Annotated in this window: 25 protein-coding genes, 1 other RNA gene and 1 riboswitch; of the genes, 22 read left to right on the forward strand and 4 right to left on the reverse strand. The window is 36.3% G+C overall.

Translation table 11 applies throughout. The features are described 5' to 3' along the window. The first annotated feature begins 116 nt into the window (after positions 1-116). The 6 genes from AC1DS7_RS09385 to AC1DS7_RS09410 all read left to right on the forward strand — a co-directional run bounded on the left by AC1DS7_RS09385 (position 117) and on the right by AC1DS7_RS09410 (position 4,018). The gene (locus AC1DS7_RS09385) at positions 117-287 is read left to right on the forward strand and encodes a YpmA family protein (RefSeq protein WP_002086589.1); all 171 of its coding nucleotides are present in this window, start codon (positions 117-119) and stop codon (positions 285-287) included. Positions 288-294: 7 nt separating this feature from the next. Then, positions 295-798 (forward strand): cell wall elongation regulator TseB-like domain-containing protein, encoded by a 504-nt coding sequence (locus AC1DS7_RS09390; RefSeq protein ID WP_002141044.1) that lies wholly within the window; start codon positions 295-297, stop codon positions 796-798. Between the two features lie 18 nt (positions 799-816). After that, positions 817-2,004, forward strand: a complete 1,188-nt coding sequence (gene aspB / locus AC1DS7_RS09395; RefSeq protein ID WP_002011860.1) for an aspartate transaminase AspB — start codon at positions 817-819, stop codon at positions 2,002-2,004. A gap of 121 nt (positions 2,005-2,125) precedes the next feature. Further along, entirely contained in the window at positions 2,126-2,833 is a 708-nt protein-coding gene (gene dnaD, locus AC1DS7_RS09400; protein WP_000728546.1) for a DNA replication protein DnaD, read from the forward strand. Between the two features lie 15 nt (positions 2,834-2,848). Beyond that, positions 2,849-3,496, forward strand: coding sequence for an endonuclease III (nth, locus tag AC1DS7_RS09405; RefSeq protein WP_002030794.1), 648 nt, complete (start codon positions 2,849-2,851; stop codon positions 3,494-3,496). 3 nt (positions 3,497-3,499) lie between these two features. Then, entirely contained in the window at positions 3,500-4,018 is a 519-nt protein-coding gene (locus tag AC1DS7_RS09410) for a YpoC family protein (protein ID WP_002189007.1), read from the forward strand. Between the two features lie 25 nt (positions 4,019-4,043). Here AC1DS7_RS09410 and AC1DS7_RS09415 read toward each other — a convergent pair whose 3' ends face one another. Together AC1DS7_RS09415 and recU are read right to left on the reverse strand one after the other, a co-directional pair. Continuing rightward, positions 4,044-6,773, reverse strand: coding sequence for a PBP1A family penicillin-binding protein (locus tag AC1DS7_RS09415; RefSeq protein WP_476998929.1), 2,730 nt, complete (start codon positions 6,771-6,773; stop codon positions 4,044-4,046). A 66-nt stretch (positions 6,774-6,839) separates the two neighbouring features. Further along, a complete protein-coding gene (gene recU, locus AC1DS7_RS09420; RefSeq protein ID WP_016101472.1) occupies positions 6,840-7,442 on the reverse strand; it encodes a Holliday junction resolvase RecU in 603 nt (200 codons plus the stop codon). Positions 7,443-7,545: 103 nt separating this feature from the next. On the opposite strand from recU, the gene AC1DS7_RS09425 reads away from it, so the two are divergent. Then, positions 7,546-8,571: a DUF2515 domain-containing protein gene (locus tag AC1DS7_RS09425; RefSeq protein WP_016101471.1), complete on the forward strand. Its 1,026-nt coding sequence runs from the start codon at positions 7,546-7,548 to the stop codon at positions 8,569-8,571. Between the two features lie 343 nt (positions 8,572-8,914). Here AC1DS7_RS09425 and AC1DS7_RS09430 read toward each other — a convergent pair whose 3' ends face one another. Further along, positions 8,915-9,061 carry a phage portal protein gene (locus AC1DS7_RS09430; protein WP_476998954.1) on the reverse strand — a complete coding sequence of 49 codons (147 nt, stop codon included), beginning with the start codon at positions 9,059-9,061 and terminating at the stop codon, positions 8,915-8,917. Between the two features lie 118 nt (positions 9,062-9,179). Between AC1DS7_RS09430 and AC1DS7_RS09435 the strand changes: the two genes are divergently transcribed. Both AC1DS7_RS09435 and AC1DS7_RS09440 read left to right on the forward strand, forming a co-directional pair. Next, positions 9,180-9,422, forward strand: coding sequence for a hypothetical protein (locus AC1DS7_RS09435; protein WP_002030820.1), 243 nt, complete (start codon positions 9,180-9,182; stop codon positions 9,420-9,422). Between the two features lie 15 nt (positions 9,423-9,437). Further along, positions 9,438-9,782 (forward strand): YppE family protein, encoded by a 345-nt coding sequence (locus tag AC1DS7_RS09440; RefSeq protein WP_002011864.1) that lies wholly within the window; start codon positions 9,438-9,440, stop codon positions 9,780-9,782. A 25-nt stretch (positions 9,783-9,807) separates the two neighbouring features. On the opposite strand, the gene AC1DS7_RS09445 is transcribed toward AC1DS7_RS09440, so the two are convergent. Further along, a complete protein-coding gene (locus AC1DS7_RS09445) occupies positions 9,808-9,999 on the reverse strand; it encodes a YppF family protein (RefSeq protein WP_012260642.1) in 192 nt (63 codons plus the stop codon). Between the two features lie 177 nt (positions 10,000-10,176). Here AC1DS7_RS09445 and AC1DS7_RS09450 point away from each other — a divergent pair, with 177 nt between their 5' ends. The 13 genes from AC1DS7_RS09450 (at position 10,177) to pbuX (ending at position 21,852) form a co-directional block, all read left to right on the forward strand. Next, complete coding sequence (locus AC1DS7_RS09450) at positions 10,177-10,839, forward strand: YppG family protein (RefSeq protein WP_476998930.1); 663 nt, start codon at positions 10,177-10,179, stop codon at positions 10,837-10,839. A gap of 156 nt (positions 10,840-10,995) precedes the next feature. Then, on the forward strand, positions 10,996-11,394 hold the full coding sequence (locus tag AC1DS7_RS09455) for a CotD family spore coat protein (RefSeq protein WP_215588889.1): 399 nt from the start codon (positions 10,996-10,998) through the stop codon (positions 11,392-11,394). Positions 11,395-11,450: 56 nt separating this feature from the next. Next, positions 11,451-12,005, forward strand: a complete 555-nt coding sequence (locus AC1DS7_RS09460; RefSeq protein WP_002030808.1) for an SLOG family protein — start codon at positions 11,451-11,453, stop codon at positions 12,003-12,005. 97 nt (positions 12,006-12,102) lie between these two features. Then, positions 12,103-12,438: a cell division regulator GpsB gene (gene gpsB, locus AC1DS7_RS09465; protein WP_000622426.1), complete on the forward strand. Its 336-nt coding sequence runs from the start codon at positions 12,103-12,105 to the stop codon at positions 12,436-12,438. Between the two features lie 87 nt (positions 12,439-12,525). Next, positions 12,526-12,916: RNase P RNA component class B (gene rnpB, locus AC1DS7_RS09470), an RNA gene on the forward strand. A gap of 180 nt (positions 12,917-13,096) precedes the next feature. Then, positions 13,097-14,236, forward strand: a complete 1,140-nt coding sequence (locus AC1DS7_RS09475) for a THUMP domain-containing class I SAM-dependent RNA methyltransferase (RefSeq protein WP_002011868.1) — start codon at positions 13,097-13,099, stop codon at positions 14,234-14,236. 61 nt (positions 14,237-14,297) lie between these two features. After that, a complete protein-coding gene (locus AC1DS7_RS09480; RefSeq protein ID WP_002126488.1) occupies positions 14,298-14,480 on the forward strand; it encodes a DUF3921 domain-containing protein in 183 nt (60 codons plus the stop codon). Positions 14,481-14,618: 138 nt separating this feature from the next. After that, positions 14,619-16,556 carry an ATP-dependent DNA helicase gene (locus AC1DS7_RS09485; protein WP_002011942.1) on the forward strand — a complete coding sequence of 646 codons (1,938 nt, stop codon included), beginning with the start codon at positions 14,619-14,621 and terminating at the stop codon, positions 16,554-16,556. A gap of 118 nt (positions 16,557-16,674) precedes the next feature. Then, the gene (gene ypwA / locus AC1DS7_RS09490; RefSeq protein ID WP_002030824.1) at positions 16,675-18,192 is read left to right on the forward strand and encodes a carboxypeptidase; all 1,518 of its coding nucleotides are present in this window, start codon (positions 16,675-16,677) and stop codon (positions 18,190-18,192) included. 48 nt (positions 18,193-18,240) lie between these two features. Continuing rightward, positions 18,241-18,714 carry a GNAT family N-acetyltransferase gene (locus tag AC1DS7_RS09495; RefSeq protein WP_088292813.1) on the forward strand — a complete coding sequence of 158 codons (474 nt, stop codon included), beginning with the start codon at positions 18,241-18,243 and terminating at the stop codon, positions 18,712-18,714. Positions 18,715-18,868: 154 nt separating this feature from the next. Continuing rightward, positions 18,869-19,627: a type I methionyl aminopeptidase gene (locus AC1DS7_RS09500; protein WP_131245981.1), complete on the forward strand. Its 759-nt coding sequence runs from the start codon at positions 18,869-18,871 to the stop codon at positions 19,625-19,627. Between the two features lie 104 nt (positions 19,628-19,731). Next, positions 19,732-19,833, forward strand: a riboswitch (purine riboswitch). 106 nt (positions 19,834-19,939) lie between these two features. Further along, the gene (locus tag AC1DS7_RS09505) at positions 19,940-20,533 is read left to right on the forward strand and encodes a xanthine phosphoribosyltransferase (protein WP_063217943.1); all 594 of its coding nucleotides are present in this window, start codon (positions 19,940-19,942) and stop codon (positions 20,531-20,533) included. Between the two features lie 2 nt (positions 20,534-20,535). After that, a complete protein-coding gene (gene pbuX / locus AC1DS7_RS09510; RefSeq protein ID WP_002168774.1) occupies positions 20,536-21,852 on the forward strand; it encodes a xanthine permease PbuX in 1,317 nt (438 codons plus the stop codon). The last annotated feature ends 9 nt before the right edge of the window (positions 21,853-21,861 follow it).

Raw genomic sequence — 21,861 nt, forward strand, 5'->3', positions numbered from 1 at the left:
ATGTCCTGCTATAATAGATGGGTGATGAAGCAGGGGTTGTAAAGAATGTACTCTTATTGTAACCGCATTGCGTTCTTCTATAATTAGAAATTTTTGTGTAACGGAGGAGTTTTTTCATGGATAAGAAAATCGAAGTCCTATCAACGACGCGTATTAAATATTCGTCTGACTTGTATAAAATTGTTGATGGTTTGAATCGTACGTTAAAAGAGCAGGACCTCATGTTCGGATTAGCATTAGACGAAAAAGATAAAGAAACAGCTGTATTTACGATTTACAGAACGTAGTGATACAATGAAAAAGTGGATCTTTACAATCATTATCGTTATCGTTGCTAGCGGAATATATGGGGCATATGTTTATAATAAAGCGATGGAAAAGAAAATTCCAAAAGAGTCAAAGTCTGTAGAAATTGCGAAAGAAAAGGCAAAGATTACAAAGGTAAATACCGTTGATTATTATAACGGAAAATCTTCATATACAGTCGTACAAGGTACAGATGAAAAAGGAGAACAACTTATCGTTTGGGTGCCTGATAAAAAAGGAAATGTCCTTGTGAAGAAAAAGAGCGAAGGTATTTCTAAAAAAGAAGCTTTGCAAAAATTGGCTGAACAAGCTACAGGAGAAGGTGCTGAGCCGAAGCCGAAACCAAAAGAAATTATAAAAGTAAAATTAGGTGCTCAAAACGATATTCCATTGTGGGAAATTACATATATTGATCAGGAAGATCGTTATACGTATTACTATTTAGAGTTTCAAAATGGGGTTTATGCTGGACACTACAGCATTGAAAAATAGATGTAGGGGGAACTACAAATGAAATTAGCAAAGCGAGTAGCTGCTTTAACACCATCTGCAACTTTAGAAATTACAGCAAAGGCACAAGCATTAAAAGCAGAAGGTCATGATGTAATTGGATTAGGAGCAGGAGAACCTGACTTTAATACGCCAAAACATATTATGGATGCTGCGCATAAAGCGATGTTAGAAGGACATACGAAATATACACCAACAGGTGGATTACAAGCGTTAAAACAAGAAATTGTGAAGAAGTTTACTCGTGATCAAGGAATTGCGTATGATCCATCTGAAATTATTGTATGTAATGGTGCCAAGCATGCATTATATACATTATTCCAAGTGTTACTTGATGAAGGAGATGAAGTTATCATCCCAACTCCTTATTGGGTAAGTTATCCTGAGCAAGTAAAGCTTGCTGGTGGTAAGCCAGTTTATGTAGAAGGTCTAGAAGGCAATGAGTACAAAATTACAGCAAAGCAGCTGCGTGAGGCAATTACAGAGAAAACGAAAGCTGTTATTATTAATTCACCGAGCAATCCAACAGGGATGATTTACAGCAAAGAAGAATTACAACAGCTTGGAGAAGTATGTTTAGAGCATGATATCTTAATCGTTTCAGATGAGATTTATGAAAAATTAATTTATGGTGACGCGGAATATACTTCAATTGCCCAGCTTTCTAATGTATTAAAAGAACAAACACTTATTATTAATGGTGTATCTAAATCACATTCTATGACAGGTTGGCGTATTGGATATGCAGCAGGAAATAAGCAGCTTATTAAAGCGATGACGAACTTAGCGAGTCATAGTACGTCAAACCCTACTTCAATTGCTCAATACGGTGCAATTGCTGCGTATGCAGGCTCACAAGAACCTGTAGAAACAATGCGTCAAGCGTTTGAAGAAAGATTGAACATTATTTATGATAAATTAATTCAAATTCCTGGTTTCACTTGCATTAAGCCACAAGGTGCTTTTTACTTATTCCCAAATGTAAAAGAAGCCGTAGCGTTAGCTGGGTATGATACAGTTGATGAGTGGGCAAAAGCATTATTAGAAGAAGAAAAGGTGGCTCTTGTTCCAGGTACAGGATTTGGTGCACCAAATAACGTTCGATTATCGTATGCGACATCTCTTGAGCAAGTTGAGAAAGCATTAGAACGAATTCATACGTTCATGAAAAGTAAAGTACAGGCTTAATCGTCTGTTTCTTGTAGTAAATGGCAAAAAACCTCCCTATATATAGGGAGGTTTTTTTGACGAATTGTGGCAAAAAGAAATGGCTAAAGGTGTGTTATACTAGAGAACGAGGTGTTTGGTGATGAAAAAGAAAATGATGTTACAATGGTTTGAACAGGGAAGCATAGCGATTCCTAAATTGCTTATGATGCATTATAAAAAGCTAGGTTTAAATGAGACGGAATTTATGGTAGTACTTCATGTACACACATTTTTAGAATCAGGTAATTCGTTCCCGACTCCTTCAGAGATTTCAGAACGGATGACGATAACAGAAATGAAATGCATGGAAGTGATTCAGACTTTAATCCAAAAAGGTTTTTTAGCACTAGAAGGTGGACGAAGATCTGAAGCGATGATGTGTGAAAGTTATTCTTTACAACCACTGTGGGAAAAAATATTGCACTTTTTAATGAATGAATCTATAGAGGAAGAGCAAAAAGAACAAAAACAAATTCAAGTAAATTTATATACAGTATTTGAAAAAGAATTCGGAAGACCACTTTCGCCATTTGAATGTGAAACATTAGGGATGTGGGAAGATCAAGATCAACACCATCCGAATTTAATTCAAGCGGCTCTTCGTGAAGCTGTTATGAGTGGTAAACTTAATTTCCGGTATATTGATCGTATTTTGTTTGAGTGGAAAAAGAACGGAATTAAAACGGTAGATCAAGCGCAAAATCAAGGCCAGAAATTTAGAGCAAATCAACAACGCACACAACAAACGACAAAACAAGAGACGAAATTTACTGGGAAAGTGCCTTTTTATAATTGGTTGGAGCAGTAGTGTAGGAGGAAAGATATGTTGAACAAAACGCAAATTCGTTATTGTTTAGATACAATGGCGGATATGTATCCAGAAGCGCATTGTGAATTAATTCATGATAATCCATTTGAACTTGTAATCGCAGTGGCATTATCTGCACAATGCACAGATGTACTTGTGAATAAAGTGACGAAAAACTTATTTCAAAAATATAAAACACCAGAAGATTATTTAAGTGTGTCTTTAGAAGAATTACAACAAGATATACGTTCCATTGGATTGTTTAGAAATAAGGCGAAAAATATTCAGAAATTATGCCGGATGTTACTAGATGATTATAACGGGAAAGTTCCAGAAGACCGTGATGAGCTGACGAAATTACCAGGAGTAGGGAGAAAGACGGCGAATGTAGTTGTTTCGGTAGCGTTTGGGATTCCAGCGATTGCTGTTGATACGCATGTAGAGAGAGTGAGTAAACGGTTAGCAATTTGTAGATGGAAAGATTCTGTGTTAGAAGTGGAAAAGACATTGATGAAGAAAATTCCAATGGATGAGTGGGGAGTTACACACCACCGTATGATTTTCTTCGGACGTTATTACTGTAAGGCGCAGCGACCACAATGTGAAGAGTGTCGATTACTAGAAATATGTCGTGAAGGAAAGAAACGAATGAAGGGGAAATAAAGGATGGAGCGAGTTATAGAAATACCGAAAGAGTTTCGGTGCGTACCATTTTTTAAAGAGAGTGCAAATTCGATTACGTATCACACAGACCAATCTTTTGAAGAGATAATACAAAATACTTACTTTATATTTGATATTGAAAGAAAATATGAGCCATGGAATGAAATTGAAACAAGTATTCCAGCGGTGTTAAATATATGGAAAAGCAAGCATGAAGAAATTGCTATACTATTTCGGAACAGAAAAAAACAAGAAGCTGAGGGTCCGATGATTCTTTTTGCAGCGCACTTTCTATCGGTTATATATTGGTTAAATGAGCAGCCTGTTCATAGTTTGAATGAGATGCAAGTAAATACGAATAAACTGGAAGTACAACCTGTTAATTTTATGGAGCGATATTCATTTATTATAAAGAAACCGAGTAATTACCATTCGTATATTCAATTAGTCCAGTTGTATATCGAAATAGAAAAGCTATATGTAAAGAAAATGATAACAAAAAAGAAGTCGGTTTCTCATTAAGAGAAACCGACTTCTTTTTTGTTTATTAAGACTCTGTTGTAACAACATTTCCGTCCGCGTGAGGTGTATCTTCCACGGTATTTTGTTGCTGTTGTTGCTCTTCAGCTTTTTTTCTAGCTTCTTCGTCAGCTTTTCTCTTAGCTTCTTCGTCGGCTTTTCTCTTAGCTTCTTCGTCAGCTTTCTTCTTAGCCTCTTCGTCAGCGGCTTTCTTTTGAGCTTCTTCTTGCTGTTTACGTTGTTGTTCTTGTTGCTGCTGTTGTTCTTGTTGTTTACGTTGTTGTTCTTGTTGCTGTTGTTGCTGTTGTTGCTGCTGTTGCTGTTCTTGCTGTTTACGCTGATCTTCGTCAGCTTTTTTCTTAGCTTCTTCTTGTTTTAGTTTATCTTCATTGGTCTTTTTCAGGGCTTCTTCGTCAGCTTTTTTCTTAGCTTCTTCGTCAGCTTTTTTCGCATCTGGAGTTCCGCCAGGCGCAGTGAAGGATGCACCAACTGCAGGGCTTGTTCCAGTACCCTTTTTCGCTACTACAGAGAAACTGTAAGTAACACCTGGTTTAATACCACCAAGAGTAGCTGTCGTACCGCTTACTGATAAGCTACCACTAGAACCGTCAGTAGCTTTATAGCTTGCTGCGTATGCATCAACATTTGATGATGGTCCAGACCAGTTCAGTGTCACTGTGCTAGCGCCATCGAAAGCGACATTAAGACCACTAGGTGGATCTACTTTAATTTCTTTAACTGCATCTTTTTTCGCACCTTTAATGTACAGTTCTCCATTTAATTCTTGTACAGAAGAAGGGCGCTCGAAACGAGATTTATCCGTAGCAAATTTGCTCATCATTGCTTGGAACATTTGCTGAGCAATTCTAGTAGAACGATCGCTAATGTAATTTTCTGGGCTATCTTTTTCATAACCAGTCCATACAGCCATTGTATATTGTGGTGTATATCCAGCGAACCAACTATCTCTGTTGGCATCTGCTGGAATACCGTATTTTTTAATAACAGATTTATCAAAGTTTTGTGTTCCTGTTTTACCAGCAACGTCGAATCCAGAAACATATGCTGTTGGACCTGTACCGCCAGAACCAGGTTTTACTACGTCACGAAGAACGTCAGTAACCATGTAAGCTGTATAGTCATGCATTGCGCGTTGTTCTTTCGGTTTAAAGCTTTTCTTTTTTCCATCTGGGAAAATAACTTCTTTAACGAAATGAGGTTTATTGTATACACCGTCATTTCCAAATGCTGCATAAGCTCCAGCGACATCTAACGGAGAGCCTTCATTACTACCGATTGCAGTAGATTCATATGCTTTCCCATCTTTAAACGTCATTCCTAAACCTTCAGCAAACTCTTGTGCCTTAGGAATACCGACTGTTTGAGCTGTTTTTAAAGCCGGGATGTTTAATGACTTCTTCAATGCTTCACGAAGTGAAACGTCACCTTTAAAATTACCCGTAGCATTTTTAATCTTTGTGCCATCAGAGTAAGTATATTCAGAGTCATTTAATTGATGATAAGTAGACCATTGAAGGTTTTCAATTGCAGGACCATAGTCGAAAATTGGTTTCATTGTTGAACCAACTTGGCGTTTTAAATCAACTGCCATATTATGACCTTTGAAAGTAGATTTACTTTCTTTACGACCAGCACCGATTGCTCGAACTTCTCCAGACTGAGTATCCATAAATACGAATGATCCTTGGAATTGATCGTTTGGATACTTGATGAGATTCCCATCCATAATTTTTTCAGCGTAATCCTGAGCATCTTGATCAAGTGTTGTATGAATCGTTAAACCATCTGAACCGATATTTACATCAGGGTATTCTTTTTCAACTTCCTTTACAGCAGCATCTATAAATGCTTGATACTTCATTTCAGTCACTTCTGAAGATGGAAGAAGTCCTTGTGTTACAGAGATTTGCATTGCGTCATTCATTTCTTGTTTCGTTATATACCCGTGTCGGTTCATTAATGTTAATACGATATTACGACGTTTCGTTGCTCTATCAACGTTATCTGGTTTTGTTGGATCATAAATGTTAGGACCTTGGGGTAAACCAGCGAGCATTGCAGCTTCGTGTAGTTGTATGTCTTTTAAATCTTTGCCGTAATATTTTTTTGCTGCTGTTGAAATACCGTAAGAGCGATTACCGAGGTTAATCTTATTTAAGTACATTTCTAAAATTTCATGTTTTGAGTACTGTTGCTCTAACTTATAAGATAAGTACCATTCCTGCACTTTTCTTTTTGCAGTTTTTTCCATCGTTAGAAAATAGTTTTTAACTACTTGCTGTGTAATCGTACTACCACCTTGTGATCCAAAACCACCAGTGACATTTTCCATGACTGCCATTCCAGTACGTCTAAAATCAATTCCATTATGATCGTAGAAACGAGCATCCTCAGTGGCAAGGAATGCACTTTCAATTACTTTTGGAATTTGATCGTATGTAACATGGGTTCGTTTTTCAGCACCGTATTCATAGAAGAAATTCCCGTTTTTATCAAGGAATTTTGTTGATAAAGGATTGACTAGCTTTGATTTGTCTAGTTTTGGAGCGTCCTTTACCATAACAAAGAAGGCCGAAACGCCAGCTACGAGACCGACGATACCAAGAAGTAGACAACCTATAAGAAATCTCTTGAAAAAGGAACCTTTTTTCTTTGGTTTTTCTTCTTTATTATTTGTTTCTTTCGTTTGATTTTTTACATGATTTCGTTCTGTACGAGAACGATAATTATCTGACATTATACTTTCTCCTACCTTTCATTCTCTCCCCCAAAAGTCGAAAAAAGAGCCTTAGTGATGACTCTATCACGAAAAATAAACCGTGTCTAGTACGCGGATATAATCAATTCGAGGGTGATAACCGCATGATAATAAAGACCCATGCTCTTCTATTTCTTGTTTTGTAATCGATTTACGTCCACCAGTATTTTGACGATTCCAAAATGCAATAATATGTTTTGCATCTAATAAATAAAATTCATCAAAAAGTGTAAATTTAATAATAACAAATGCAATTCCATTATGAGCGACTACTTGCTTCATATGTTCAATTTGGTGAAGGTGGAAGTTTTGAAGTGGAAAACTGGTTTTATTTTTAGTTTCTTTCGCTTCAAAATCGATGTATTTCCCTTTGTATACACCGTTGTAATCTGTTGTAGAAGGTTGTTTGAAATACGCTTCTTTTACCACTGCAGCACTTCGAGCGGGGTAATCTACTTTTACAATTTGAAGAGGTGTAGGTTTTTTATGTACGCATGCAATATTATGGGTTAAGTAATATTGATTGGTGTCATTCAATTCCTCTTCAAGGGACATACCTCTATTACTGTAAGTATGTTTTTTTATTGGTGTTTTATGAGGTTGTGAAGCTTGATTGTACCTTTTTCCATTTGGGTAACGAATGGTCATATTTTGTCCACTCCCAACTTGATAAGATTTACTTACAAAGGTGATTATATCAAAAAATGAAAAAAGATGTGACCTTTTTCAAGAAAGGTATGGTGACTTACTCATGTTTCGATGGAATGATTACGAAAAAATTAAACAGACCCGTAATGATATTTTTTGTACAGAAGAGGAAAAAGCTATAGTTCTTAATATTAAGGAGAGCACGGATGTAGCTAACGTAGATAATATTTCACGTACACAATCTTACCAAGAATATTATTTGAGAAATAGAGAAATTAGATGGTCTTTTTTAGCAAGCATGGTTTCAAGGAATGGGGGATGGAACATGACAGATTTAGAAGGAGAATATTATTCTAATCTTTTATCTCAAACAGTTAAGAGACGATTATTTCATTTGTATGAGAAAGCCAATTGGCTCATTTTTTTAGATGCATTTCCTCAACTTTTACTGTATGAGGAAAGTAAAAAGAGATGTGCGCCGCTCTTTCATTTGTTACAATTTTTCAACATATCAATTTTTATGGAAAAAGAATGGGGCGCGTTTTGGGAGAAAAAAGATATAAATAGGCTTATGACGGCACTTATTATTAATGAACAAAATAAAATTCAAAAACCAGTAATTGAGAATGCATACTTTCAAAAACATGTATTTGATACTGCACTATTCAAATTTCAAGAAATATTTCACGTTAGTGCAGTTATTTTTCCAATGGTGGAAGGGGGAATGTATGGATTTTCAGTTTATCAATTTGAAACGTTGCAAAAACGTATAGAACTGGGGAAACAATTAGCTTGGTTATTATTTCATTCAAAGTATAAGGCTTCTTTTTATAAATTTGCAGTGCAAACTAGGCATACAGGATCAAGGATGGATTATGAATGTAATATAAGGGGAATTAGAAAATCATGTACGCCGGCTCTTCGGGATGCGTATTCTATTGTCACTCATGAAAAGTTAATTGAAAAAGATTGGTTTAGTGAAGGGTTGGAAATAGATTCATTATTTTTACTTGAAAAACCTAAGGGGGAAATTAATATAACAGAATGGTATAGAAAGAAGAGGGAGCAAATACATACTCTTTCTATATTAAGTAGTTTTGTTAAAAGAATGGATGAGTTCATGATATAATAAAGAAGTCCCGCCTTCTTAAATGAGGGCGGGACTTCTTTATTAAAAGTAATATGCTCTACAACAAGTTACTTTCTAATCGGCTATTTGCCGGCAGTACGACTTTAACTTCAACACTTATCGAAAGCGAAGAGGTAAGGTAGACTAGAAAATAGTTGTTTGTAAAAGCCACTTTGGTTAAAGTGTCATTTTATCCCGCTATTTGCGGACAGTAAAACTCCCACCTCAAAATTTGGCTGGAGCAAAGAAGGTAGGTGGAAGCCCTGCTGTCCGTAAACACCCGATTGGTGCGGGCTAATAATCAGTGGGGGATGAATAAAACCCCACTGATTAAAGTTTCACTTTATGTAGCGGGGAGATTTGGACCATCAAGCTTTGGATTACCAGTCTCAGGTTTGTTTTGTTGTTTGTTTTGCTTTTTCTTTTTTTCGTTTTTATTTTTTGCCATCGTAATACACCTCCTTTTTGTATTGTTACCATTTCTAATAATGGCATACTAAATGATTTCTTTGACGAATATCAACTAGTTTTGTCATGTGAGAAGGAGTAATTAATCAATCGGCGAAATTACATGACAAAGGAAAGGCAAAGAAGGGGGCGTTTTAAATATGGCGATGGTTCAGAAGGAAGATGTTATGAAAAAAATGGATCAAATGTTAAGTTCTCTCGATTTGCTGGAAATGAAGATTGGGATTAGAATGAATCATGCATTGAAGGATAAAGGTGAAAAAATACGCAATAAGATAGAAATAACAGAAATGCATATAGAACATATGGAAAATAAATTAGTGCATCACGAAGAAAAAGGGAGCTGGGTAAAGACATTTCAAAACGTCGTAGTGAGTGCATAATAAGGTGGGAACAAAATGGGACATGAAGCATTAATCCAGTCTTCGGAGAAGTTAATGCAGTATAATGATGAAGCGAATGTGAAAAAAAGAGAGATGGCTGAATACGATTTTTATAAGGATATGAAGCCATTTGTTGATATTGTAGATGCGGAGTTAGAGATGTGGAAAGAATTAGCTTATAGGTGGATAAAGGAAGAACGACCTAAGTATATACATGTACAACAAATTGATCAAGTGTATGATAATTTACAAACTAATGTGCTACAATGTTTTGTTAATAAGGGAAAAGGCAAACGTTTCTTTGAAACTCATCAAGCTATTTCGTATACTTTGCAAAATATCGTAGATCAATGTAAATAACAAGAGGGAAAACCCTCTTGTTTTTTTATGCCTCGGTCACTGTTGTAGGTTTTGTTGCACCGTTTATTTCTAATTCACGTATTAATGTTCGGTAATCTGATATGCATATTTTTCCTTCAAGATAACAATGTCTTGCAAAGTCTAACAGTTCATTCGAATTTTCTGTGTAATACCCCTTTTTTTGAGAAAACGCTTGTTTTAAATCCCCTAATACCATGTTGATTCCTCCCCCATGAGAATCTTCTTCCTTATTATCATAGCATGGAAGGGTTTACTTTCTAATTTTTTTAAAAATTTAAACTTCCGACAAAAACAGACAGGTACTCCGTCACACATTTTATTTTATAGGTACATATTCTATATGTAGAAACTTATGCCAAGGAGGAGAGAATGCATGTTTCAACAACCTAATGTATATCAGCAAGCAAATCCATATGCACAGCAAAATATGTACCAATATAATGAGGATACATATTTGCGATATAATATGTATCCTTTCGAGCCTCATTATGGAAACCAAAATTATTATCAACCATTTGAAGTGTCGTTTGGGAATCAACCGCAGCAAGCGCATATGAATCAGCCGCAACAAGCATATACGAATCAACCACAGCAAGTGAATATGAATCAACCGCAACAACCGCATATGAATCAACCGCAACAACCGCATATGAATCAACCGCAACAACCGCACATGAATCAGCCGCAACAACCGCACATGGATCAGTCGCAACAACCGCATATGAATCAGCCGCAGCAAATGTATACGAATCAACCACAGCAAGCGTATATGAATTCACAAAACTACATGTCGCCAGCTCAATATGTAAATCAACAAGCTATGTTTTATCCACCAAAACAACCATATCCAACGATGAATAAACAAAAGCAACAGCAACAGCAACCAAGTCAGTTTTCTAGTTTTGTTTCACAATTTAAATCATCAGATGGTAACTACGATGTAAATAAAATGATGAACACGGCTGGACAAATGATGAACGCGATGAATCAAGTAACAGGGATTGTTAAGCAAGTCGGGGGCTTTTTTGGTAAATAATAGTAGGGGGTTGTCTATAATAGGTATTACGTATGAAATTGGATACTAGACAAATTTCCATGAAATAAATGGGTATATATAACAAGCGGCTTTACCCCCTCGCTCATATTGTAAAGTGTAGTCAGATTTTTTTAATGAGAGAGGAGAGAAAAAACTATGCATCATTGTCATCCTTGCTTTGGAGGGCATAAGCCTGTAGGACCTATTTGTACGACAGCTCCTGTCATTCACCCAACGAAACAATGCGTAACACATTCTTTTTCAACAACGGTGGTGCCACACATTTTTCCAACTCATACAACGCATGTTCATCATCAACAAATTAAAAATCAAAGCTTCTTCCCACAAACAAACTCGAACGCAAACGTTGTAGATCCTGGTGATCCAGGATTCGGCGGAGGATGTGGACCATGCGGTCATGGCCATCATCACCATGGGCATCAAATATCACCATATGGACCAGGACCGAACGTATCACCATATGGACCAGGACCGAACGTATCACCATTTGGACCAAATATCGGACCAAACGTTGGTGGAATGTTTAAAAAGTAAATGATATGTTAGAACTAGCGAAATGCTAGTTCTTTTTTTGTAATTGGAGTGTTGATATGAAGGTTGTTGCTGTAACAGGATATAAGCCGTTTGAACTTGGAATATTTAAAAATGATCACCCAGGAGTAGAGTGTATAAAAAAGGCGCTGCGTCGTAAATTAACTGTTTTTGTAGAAGAAGGTTTGGAGTGGGTTATTATAAGTGGTCAGTTAGGAGTAGAGCTATGGGCTGCTGAAGTTGTTTTTGAAATTCAAGTAGAATATCCAAATTTAAAATTAGCTGTATTTACTCCTTTTTTAGAACAAGAGGAAAATTGGAAGGAAGATAACCGTGAATATTACGAATTTATTCTTTCACAAGCAGATCATATTGATAGTATTACGAAACGGAAGTACGAAAGCCCAGAGCAATTTAAATTAAAGAATCAATTTTTTATTGAAAAAAGCGATGCACTTTTAGCTGTATATGATGAAGAAAAGTCTGGGAGCCCTAAATATATTGTAGAAGCAGCTAAGAAAAAAGGAGAAATAGAAAATTATCACAGTTATTTCATTCTTTTTTCTGATTTACAAGATATAATGGAAGAGGAACAGTGGAATAATGCAGAGTAATATGTAATATAGTACTCGTATATTTGATTGACAAAAGGCGTTGTTTCTGAAAAAATTTAGTTAATGAAAGCTTTGGCAAAAATTTGAGGTGAAGAAAATGATTTCGGATAAAATTAAATTAACAGCGAAAGATATTTTAGAAAAAGAATTTAAAACAGGTATGAGAGGTTATCAACAAGAAGAAGTAGATAAGTTTCTTGATATGATTATTAAAGATTATGAAGCTTTTCATAAGGAATTTGATCAATTAAAACAACAAAATGCTCGTTTGAAACGTGAATTAGAAGAACAAAAAGTAGCGGCAACACAAGTTCCGCAACAACCGGTACAAACACCAGTTGCACAACCAGTGTATAACAATACGAATACGGATATTTTAAAACGTCTATCTAATTTAGAAAAAGCTGTATTTGGAAGTAAGTTATACGAATAAATTAAGGTAACAAAAAGGTTAAAGCATTTTACATAGAAAAAAACATTGCAAAATCTTTTTGTTTCCACTATACTAATGTTTGTCATAACGTTTGGGTAATCGCTGCAACGCCAACGTTGTAGAGGAAAGTCCATGCTCGCACGGCCTGAGATGGCTGTAGTGTTCGTGCCTAGCCAAGTCATAAGCTAGGGTATTCTGGCTCAAGGCTGGTTTAACGGCAGGGAAAAAACCTAAGTCCTTTCGGATATGGTTTGACTACCTTTAAAGTGCCACAGTGACGAAGTCCTTGAAGAAATGATAGGAGTGGAACGAGGTAAACCCCACGAGCGAGAAACCCAAATAATGGTAGGGGAATCTTTTCCAAGGAAATGAACGACGGAAAAGGACAGGTTTTCGTAACCTGTAGATAGATGATTACCACCGGAGTACGAGGCGTGGGCCGTTTGCAGTACAAAGGAACAGAACATGGCTTACAGAACGTTATGAACCAACTATGAAATAACTCAGCTCTCCTTTGTTAGAGGAGGGCTTTTTATTTGTATGAAGTTATAAGTTGTGAGTTAAAATGGTAAGTGAGAATATTCTTCGTAATATGTGATGATTAATAGGACAACATGTTATTAATTATTGTTTGATTATACATAAGAGGTGAATGCAAATGGGAAAAGTTACTTTAATTGCAACAGCGGCAATGGGTATTGAAGCGTTAGTTGCCCGAGAAGTTCGCGATCTTGGTTATGAATGTGAAGTGGAAAACGGAAAGGTAACGTTTGAAGCGGATGAAAAAGCGATTTGTCGTACGAATTTATGGTTACGTACTGCAGACCGTGTGAAAATTAAAGTCGGCGAATTTAAAGCAACAACATTCGATGAGTTATTTGAAAAAACAAAAGCGTTAAACTGGGGAGATTATATTCCAGAGAACGGAGAATTTCCTGTTATTGGGAAATCTTTGAAATCAACATTATTTAGCGTTTCAGACTGCCAACGTATCGTTAAAAAGGCTGTTGTTGAGAAATTAAAAACAACGTATAGACGCACAACTTGGTTTGAAGAAGATGGACCGTTATTCCGTATTGAAATTGCAATGCTCAAGGATATTGCGACGTTAACAATCGATGCAAGTGGTGTAGGTCTTCATAAACGTGGATACCGTCTTGAGCAAGGTGAAGCGCCTTTAAAAGAAACATTAGCTGCGTCTTTAATTAAGTTAACAAACTGGAAGGCGGATCGTCCTTTCGTTGATCCTTTCTGTGGATCTGGTACAATTCCAATTGAAGCTGCATTAATTGGACAAAATATCGCACCAGGATTTAACCGAGGCTTTGCATCGGATGAATGGGGCTGGGTTGGTAAACAAAATTGGCGCGAAGCTCGTCAAGAAGCTGAAGATTTAGCTAATTATAATCAACCATTGCAAATCATTGGATCAGATATCGATCACCGTATGATAAGAGTTGCCCAAGATAACGCAGAAGAAGTTGGATTAGGGGATCTTATATCATTTAAACAAATGCAAGTAAAAGATTTCACGACAAAAGAGGAATATGGCTATGTTGTAACGAATCCTCCATACGGAGAACGTTTAAGTGAAAGAGCGCTTGTTGAAAAATTATATAAAGAAATGGGAGAGGTATTCCGCCCATTAGATACGTGGTCAATGTATTTATTAACAAGTTATGAAGCATTTGAGAAATGTTATGGGAAAGATGCATCGAAAAAGCGTAAACTGTTTAACGGATTTATCCGTACAGATTACTATCAATACTTCGGAAAGCGTCCACCGCGTAATTCATAGTATAAAACTCCTCCAGCACGCATATACTGGCTATTATGTAATGCGTAAAGGAGGAAGTGATATGGATAGTTTCCAATTATCGATGATTCAAAAAGCTATTCACCGTACGTATGATGAGCTCGGAAAAGAAGTGGATAGTCAAGGTGCAATTGTAGATGGAATACAAAAAGCGCAGGAAGAATATTTGTCAGCTCTTTCACATGAAACAGCGATTGATAAACGTTATTTAAGGTCATTAATATAGAAAAAAATTTTCCTTTTTCGAAAGGGAAATTTTTTTTCGTGTATTTCTATGTATTGTAACAGGGGAAAGTGGCTGCACATATGTGAGTAGCAGTTGCTATATCTTTTTATAGAAAAACTGTTTGGTTGGAGGCTAAGGATGTTTACTGAGAATAGGTTACCATTTGAAGTAGGAAAACAAGATAATTTTTATGATAAGTTGAATGAGTGGATTGGAGATGTGTTTTACGACATTCTTCCGGAAAAAGGCTTTGAAGAGCGTGATGAACAGATTTTTATGGCGTTTCAGTTAGAGCGCGCTTTCCAAGAGAAGAAAGTTATGTTTGCAGAAGCAGGTGTAGGAACAGGGAAAACAATTGTATATCTTTTATATGCAATTTGTTATGCACGTTATACAGGGAAGCCGGCTATTATCGCTTGTGCAGATGAAACGTTAATTGAGCAGCTTGTGAAAGAAGAAGGAGACATTGCTAAGTTATCTGAAGCATTAGGGCTATCTGTTGATGTTAGACTTGCGAAGTCAATGGATAATTATTTATGTTTACGTAAACTAGAAGATGTTATGAGTGGACGAGCTCCAGAAGTAATTGAAGATGTATATTACGAATTACCTCAGTTCGTATTCGATCATGGTACGATGCAGAACTTTACTCACTATGGTGATCGAAAAGAATTTCCACTGTTAAATGACGAGGAATGGTCAAAGGTAAACTGGGATTACTTCCAAGATTGCTTCACTTGTGATTCTCGTCATCGTTGTGGTCAAACTCTTTCGCGCGAGCATTATCGTAAAGCGGCAGATTTAATCATTTGTTCTCAAGATTTCTATATGGATCATATTTGGACGTACGAAGCTCGCAAACGTGAAGGACAAATTCCGTTATTACCAGAAAGTAGCTGCGTTGTATTCGATGAAGGGCATCTTGTAGAATATGCAGCTCAAAAAGCTTTAACGTACCGTTTAAAACAAACGATGATGGAGCAACTTTTAACGAGATTATTACAAAATGATATTCGTGAAGAGTTCGCACATTTAGTAGAAGAAACAATTTGGCAAACTGAACAATTCTTTGGGGTACTACAAGAGAATAAAAAGGAAATTGAAGGTTCTGATCGTTTAGAAATTACTGTGACAGAAAAGGTAACTGCAGAAGCGAAAAGACTTTATGCGAAAATCGGTGAAGTCGGTGATGCATTAGTATTTGAAAGTGAAATGCATACAGTAAACACATACGATTTAAATATTGTTGATGAGCATTTAGATGTGTTAGAGCATTCACTTCGTCTTTTCATGCACGAGAAAAATGTAATTACGTGGGGTGAAGAAGGCGATGGTGCTTTCACGTTAGTTATTATGCCGCGTGCAGTTGAAGAAGTGTTACAAGAAAAAGTATTCTCGAAGAAGATTCCATATATTTTCTCTTCTGCGACATTATCTGACAATGATTCGTTCGCATTTACTGCAAATAGTCTAGGGGTAAAAGATTACTTATCATTCTCAGTTGCTTCGCCGTTTGATTATGAAGAGCAAATGACAGTAAACTTACTTCCGTATACGAAAGAAAATGAATGGGAAAGAAAGTGTCAATATACACTTGAAAATATACAAAAAACAAATGGACGTACACTCGTATTATTCCGTACAACGCAAGAACTTGCAGCGTTTAAAGAATATGTAAGTAAAGAGCAAATGTCAGTTCCGTTCCTATATGAAGGAGATCAAGAAATTAGTCAGCTCGTTTCTCGTTTCCAAAATGAAGAAGAGACTGTACTTTGTGCCGTTCATTTATGGGAAGGTTTAGACATTCCAGGTTCATCATTATCACATGTTATTATTTGGTCATTACCATTCCCTCCAAACGATCCTGTGTTTGAAGCGAAGCGTAAACATGTGAATGATCCATTCTGGGACGTAGATGTGCCTTATATGATTTTACGTCTTCGCCAAGGAATTGGACGTTTAATTCGTACAAGTGAAGATAAAGGTGCTATATCATTATTCTTATCAGATAATGAAGATGAAAAAGTGATAGAAGCAGTGAAGAAAGTACTTCCGGTAGAAGGAAAAGTACTTTAAGCGAAAAAATGTTGTAGGGAAAAGTTTGGCATTTGCCAAGCTTTTTTTCTATTAGAAAAGGAATTTATGTTTCAGTGTCGAAATAAGTTTGAGGTAGAAAAAGGAGGTTTTTTATACTATGACAGTTGCTACATATGAAGTGGAAAAACAATTTTTAACATATGTCAAGAAGATAGAGAATTACGGAGAGGCATTAAGCTTAATGTTTTGGGATTTAAGAACAGGTGCACCAAAGCAAGGAGTAGACCAGCGTTCAGAAGTAATTGGAATGCTTTCATCCGAAGTGTTTGCGATGTCGACTTCAGATGAGATGGGGAACTATTTAACTGAACTAGAATCTTTAATTGTTGAAAATAAACTTTCTGAAACGACAAAGAAAATGGTTGAAGAGTGTCGTAAAGAATATGATAGAAATAAGAAAATTCCACAAGCGGAATATGAAGCGTATGTGAAATTAGAAGCGAAAGCGGAAAGTGTATGGGAAGAAGCTCGCGAAAAATCTGACTTCGAAATGTTCCGTCCGTATTTAGAAAAAATTGTTGAATTCAAAAAGAAGTTTATTACATATTGGGGTTACGAAACGTACAAATATAACACGCTATTAGACATGTATGAGCCGGGAATCACAGTAGAAGTGTTAGATCATGTATTTGGTCAACTACGTGAACGTATCGTTCCGCTTGTGAAAGAAATTTCTGAGTCTAAAAAAGAATTAAAAACAAATGCCTTAGCTGAACATTTTTCAAAAGAAAAACAAAAGAATTTTACTTTAGAGTTATTAAAACAATTGAACTATAACTTTGAAGCGGGTCGTCTTGATGAAACGGTACATCCTTTTGAAATTACATTAAATAGAGGGGATGTTCGTATTACGACTCGTTACGATGAAAAAGATTTCCGTATGGCAGTGTTTGGAACAATTCATGAATGTGGCCATGCTGTATATGAACAAAATATTGCGGAGGAATTTGAAGGTACACCGCTATGTAGTGGAACTTCTATGGGTATTCATGAGTCACAATCATTATTCTTTGAGAACTTTATCGGTCGTAATAAATCATTCTGGAAGAAAAATTATGATTTATTAAAAGAGTATAGCGATGGTCAATTCAATGATATATCAGTAGATGAGTTTTATGATGCGATTAACGAATCGAAGCCATCGTTTATTCGTATAGAAGCAGATGAGCTTACATATCCGCTTCACGTCATGGTTCGTTATGAACTTGAGAAAGAATTATTTGATGGTACATTACAAGTGAAGGATTTGCCAGCGGCTTGGAATGATAAGATGGAAGCATATTTAGGAATTCGTCCGGAAAACGATGCACAAGGTGTATTGCAAGATGTTCACTGGGCTGGTGGTTCATTTGGATACTTCCCATCTTATGCGCTTGGTTATATGTATGCAGCGCAATTTAAACATAGGATGCTAAAGGATATTCCAAACTTTGATGCATTATTAGAAGAAGGAAACGTGACACCAATTCGTGAATGGTTAACAGAAAATATTCACCAATATGGCAAAACGAAAAAACCACTTGAAATTTTAAAAGATGTGACAGGTGAAGGTTTAAATGCAAACTACTTAGCTGATTATTTAGAAGCTAAATATAAAGAGATTTATGAGTTATAAAACAGGAGCTGCTTAATTGCAGCTTTTTTTTATGAGGGAGTGAGAGAAATGGGTTATATGTTTACAGTAATGTCGCAAGCGGAAGCAGAAGAAATTGCATATAACTGGCATTATGAAGGGGAGTATTCCTTTTATGATATAGAGGCAGATGAAGAAGATTTAGCTGAGTTTTTAGAGGATGAGAGTAGAGGGAATCATACATTTTCTGTGGAGGAAAATGGTACTCTCATTGGTTTCTTTAGTTTTAGTAACATAAATAATCAAACGGTTGATATAGGTCTCGGAATGAGACCTGATATAACTGGGAATGGATTTGGTCTACAGTTCGTAAAAGCTGGACTAGCTTTTAGTAAAGAAAAATACGGATGCAATTATATAACGCTATCAGTAGCGACATTTAATGAAAGAGCGATTAACGTGTATAAAAGAGCAGGATTCGAAGCTGTTGGAACGTTTATACAGAAAACAAATGGTAGTTGTTTTGAGTTTTTGAAAATGAATTATATATGTAAAAATGTTTAAAAAACAGAGGAGAGCTTCTGTTTTTTTATTTTGATGTAGAAATAAATGATGTTTGTTTTTGTACTTGTTGTAATTAGAAGTTTTGAAATTTTGGAAGAGGATGTGTATGATTGAAGTTTAGTAGCAAATAGCAAGTTTAGTAAGGAGAGGTAGTATGATTACAATTAAAACGAAAAATGAAATAGATTTGATGCATGAATCGGGGAAGTTACTAGCTTCTTGTCATAGGGAAATTGCCAAAATGATGAAACCAGGAATAACGACACAAGAAATTGATACGTTTGTTGAAGCGTATTTAGAAAAGCATGGTGCAATATCTGAACAGAAAGGTTACAACGGGTATCCATATGCGATATGTGCATCTGTAAACGATGAAATGTGTCACGGTTTCCCTAGTGATGTACCTTTACAGGAAGGAGATATTGTGACAATTGACATGGTAGTAAACTTAAATGATGCGCTCTCGGATTCTGCATGGACGTATATAGTTGGAGATATTTCTGATGAAGCAAAAAGGTTATTGTTAGTAGCTGAGAATGCTTTGTATAAAGGGATTGATCAGGCGGTAATCGGTAATCATGTAGGAGACATTGGCTATGCAATTGAAAGTTATGTAGCAAATGAAGGTTTTTCTGTCGCAAGAGACTTTACGGGACACGGGATCGGTAAAGAGATTCATGAAGAACCAGCGATTTTTCATTTTGGTAAACAAGGACAAGGGCCTAAGTTACAAGAAGGAATGGTAATTACAATTGAGCCCATAGTAAATGTAGGTATGCGATATTCTAAAGTAGATTTAAATGGGTGGACTGCAAGAACGATGGACGGTAAATTATCAGCTCAATATGAGCATACAATTGCGATTACAAAAGATGGTCCAATCATTTTAACGACGCTTAAATATGAAATGTAAGAGTTTGCAAAACTCGAACGAAAATAGTATTTTCATAAAATTCGTACGTGTTTTTTTAATAAATGCTTTCCGAAATTTAAAAAGTGCGTTATAATCCTTCTATAAAATAAATAGTTAGCTACACTCATATAATCGCGGGGATATGGCCTGCAAGTTTCTACCGAAGTACCGTAAATACTTTGACTATGAGTGAGGACGAATATATTTGCTTGTTTAGCATTCTTTTTTGCGAAACTCCAAAAGCGCGTCTCTCACTTGTAACGAGTGGTGGCGGCTTTTGGAGTTTTTTATTGCATAAGAGGGGGAACAAACATGAAAGTATTACAAGAAAAGATTTTGAACGAAGGAAAGGTTTTATCTGGTGACGTATTAAAGGTAGATGCATTTTTAAATCATCAAATTGACCCAGTACTTATGCAAGAGATCGGAAAAGAATTTGCTAAACGTTTTAAAGAAGAGAACATTACAAAAATCGTGACGATTGAATCTTCAGGCATTGCACCAGCAGTTATGGCTGCATTAGAGCTTGGTGTAAAAGTAATCTTTGCAAGAAAGCGTAAATCGTTAACGTTACAAGATAATATGTACGTTGCAAACGTATATTCATTTACAAAACAAGAAACGAACGAGATTTCATTATCTCGAAATCATATTGATGAAAATGATCGCGTTTTAATTATCGATGACTTTTTAGCAAACGGTCAGGCTGCTTTAGGTTTAATGAGTTTAGTAGAGCAATCTGGAGCAAGTATTGCCGGAATTGGTATTGTTATTGAAAAAGCATTTCAAGATGGAGGAAAGAAGCTGCGTGAACAGGGTGTTCGTGTTGAATCACTAGCAGAAATTGCATCACTTGATAACGGCACAGTTACATTTGTACAGCAAGAAACTGCGGAGGTGAACTAACGATGAAGCAGCACCCATTTAAAATCGCATCGCTTGGTATTCAGCACATGCTTGCCATGTACGCTGGCGCAATTATTGTTCCTCTTATTGTCGGCGGGGGACTTGGTTTAAATCAACAAGAATTAACGTATTTAGTATCGATTGACTTATTAATGTGCGGCGTAGCAACGATTTTACAAGCATTATCAAATCGCTTTTTCGGTATTGGGCTTCCGGTTGTACTTGGTTGTACATTTACAGCGGTTGGACCGATGATTGCAATCGGAAAACAATACGGGGTGTCTTCTATATATGGAGCAATTATTGCTGCGGGATTATTTGTTGTTATTTTCGCGAAATTATTTGGGAAGCTTGTAAAACTGTTTCCTCCTGTTGTAACAGGATCTGTCGTTACAGTTATTGGGGTTACACTTGTTCCAGCAGCTATTAATGATATGGCTGGAGGAGTTGGAAGTAAAGATTTCGGAAGTCTAGAAAATTTAGCGTTAGCATTTGGTGTTTTATTATTTATCATCATTATGTATCGTTTCTTTGATGGATTTATCCGTTCAATCTCTATATTACTAGGTCTATTGTTCGGTACAATCGTTGCAGCATTTATGGGGAAAGTAAGTTTGCAAGCGGTTGGAGAAGCGGATTGGTTCCACGGTATTCAGCCATTTTACTTCGGTACACCAACATTTGAATTAACGCCAATTATTACGATGATTTTAGTTGCTTGCGTAGGGATTGTAGAAGCAACAGGTGTATATTTCGCATTATCTGATATTTGCAATAAAAAGATCGGTGAAAAAGAATTAACAAAAGGCTATCGCGCAGAAGGATTAGCGATGGTTCTAGGTGGTATTTTTAACGCATTTCCATACACAACATATTCTCAAAACGTAGGACTTGTTCAATTAACTGGAGTAAGAAATCGCGTCATTATCTATACTTGTGGTGGTATGTTAATTGCTCTTGGGTTTATTCCTAAAATCGCAGCCATTACAACAATTATTCCGAAATCAGTACTTGGCGGTGCAATGCTAGCAATGTTCGGCATGGTAATGGCGTATGGCATTAAAATGTTAAGCAGTGTTGATTTTGGAAAACAAGAAAATTTATTAATTGTTGCATGTTCTGTCGGAATCGGACTTGGAGTTACAGTCGTTCCAACGTTATTCTCACAGCTTCCGGAAAACATCCGTATTTTAACAGATAACGGAATTGTACTTGGAAGTGCGTCAGCAGTACTATTAAATATCGTATTTAATATGGTGCCACAGCGTAAAGTAAAAGAAGAGCCAGTGTCTATGCAAAGTGCAGTAAGAGAAGCGTAAAAAAGCAAG

Source organism: Bacillus sp. P4_E1 (assembly GCF_056401715.1).

What these genes read in the sequence shown, in the direction of transcription:
- AC1DS7_RS09415 (WP_476998929.1), bottom strand. Translation starts at nt 6,773, where the DNA reads ATGTCAGATAATTATCGTTCTCGTACAGAACGAAATCATGTAAAAAAT.
- AC1DS7_RS09425 (WP_016101471.1), top strand. Translation starts at nt 7,546, where the DNA reads ATGTTTCGATGGAATGATTACGAAAAAATTAAACAGACCCGTAATGAT.
- AC1DS7_RS09450 (WP_476998930.1), top strand. Translation starts at nt 10,177, where the DNA reads ATGTTTCAACAACCTAATGTATATCAGCAAGCAAATCCATATGCACAG.
- AC1DS7_RS09500 (WP_131245981.1), top strand. Translation starts at nt 18,869, where the DNA reads ATGATTACAATTAAAACGAAAAATGAAATAGATTTGATGCATGAATCG.
- ypwA (WP_002030824.1), top strand. Translation starts at nt 16,675, where the DNA reads ATGACAGTTGCTACATATGAAGTGGAAAAACAATTTTTAACATATGTC.
- AC1DS7_RS09445 (WP_012260642.1), bottom strand. Translation starts at nt 9,999, where the DNA reads ATGGTATTAGGGGATTTAAAACAAGCGTTTTCTCAAAAAAAGGGGTAT.
- AC1DS7_RS09410 (WP_002189007.1), top strand. Translation starts at nt 3,500, where the DNA reads ATGGAGCGAGTTATAGAAATACCGAAAGAGTTTCGGTGCGTACCATTT.
- AC1DS7_RS09455 (WP_215588889.1), top strand. Translation starts at nt 10,996, where the DNA reads ATGCATCATTGTCATCCTTGCTTTGGAGGGCATAAGCCTGTAGGACCT.
- AC1DS7_RS09385 (WP_002086589.1), top strand. Translation starts at nt 117, where the DNA reads ATGGATAAGAAAATCGAAGTCCTATCAACGACGCGTATTAAATATTCG.
- AC1DS7_RS09460 (WP_002030808.1), top strand. Translation starts at nt 11,451, where the DNA reads ATGAAGGTTGTTGCTGTAACAGGATATAAGCCGTTTGAACTTGGAATA.
- AC1DS7_RS09495 (WP_088292813.1), top strand. Translation starts at nt 18,241, where the DNA reads ATGGGTTATATGTTTACAGTAATGTCGCAAGCGGAAGCAGAAGAAATT.
- AC1DS7_RS09435 (WP_002030820.1), top strand. Translation starts at nt 9,180, where the DNA reads ATGGCGATGGTTCAGAAGGAAGATGTTATGAAAAAAATGGATCAAATG.
- dnaD (WP_000728546.1), top strand. Translation starts at nt 2,126, where the DNA reads ATGAAAAAGAAAATGATGTTACAATGGTTTGAACAGGGAAGCATAGCG.
- nth (WP_002030794.1), top strand. Translation starts at nt 2,849, where the DNA reads ATGTTGAACAAAACGCAAATTCGTTATTGTTTAGATACAATGGCGGAT.
- pbuX (WP_002168774.1), top strand. Translation starts at nt 20,536, where the DNA reads ATGAAGCAGCACCCATTTAAAATCGCATCGCTTGGTATTCAGCACATG.
- AC1DS7_RS09390 (WP_002141044.1), top strand. Translation starts at nt 295, where the DNA reads ATGAAAAAGTGGATCTTTACAATCATTATCGTTATCGTTGCTAGCGGA.
- AC1DS7_RS09505 (WP_063217943.1), top strand. Translation starts at nt 19,940, where the DNA reads ATGAAAGTATTACAAGAAAAGATTTTGAACGAAGGAAAGGTTTTATCT.
- AC1DS7_RS09475 (WP_002011868.1), top strand. Translation starts at nt 13,097, where the DNA reads ATGGGAAAAGTTACTTTAATTGCAACAGCGGCAATGGGTATTGAAGCG.
- aspB (WP_002011860.1), top strand. Translation starts at nt 817, where the DNA reads ATGAAATTAGCAAAGCGAGTAGCTGCTTTAACACCATCTGCAACTTTA.
- AC1DS7_RS09440 (WP_002011864.1), top strand. Translation starts at nt 9,438, where the DNA reads ATGGGACATGAAGCATTAATCCAGTCTTCGGAGAAGTTAATGCAGTAT.
- AC1DS7_RS09485 (WP_002011942.1), top strand. Translation starts at nt 14,619, where the DNA reads ATGTTTACTGAGAATAGGTTACCATTTGAAGTAGGAAAACAAGATAAT.
- gpsB (WP_000622426.1), top strand. Translation starts at nt 12,103, where the DNA reads ATGATTTCGGATAAAATTAAATTAACAGCGAAAGATATTTTAGAAAAA.
- recU (WP_016101472.1), bottom strand. Translation starts at nt 7,442, where the DNA reads ATGACCATTCGTTACCCAAATGGAAAAAGGTACAATCAAGCTTCACAA.
- AC1DS7_RS09480 (WP_002126488.1), top strand. Translation starts at nt 14,298, where the DNA reads ATGGATAGTTTCCAATTATCGATGATTCAAAAAGCTATTCACCGTACG.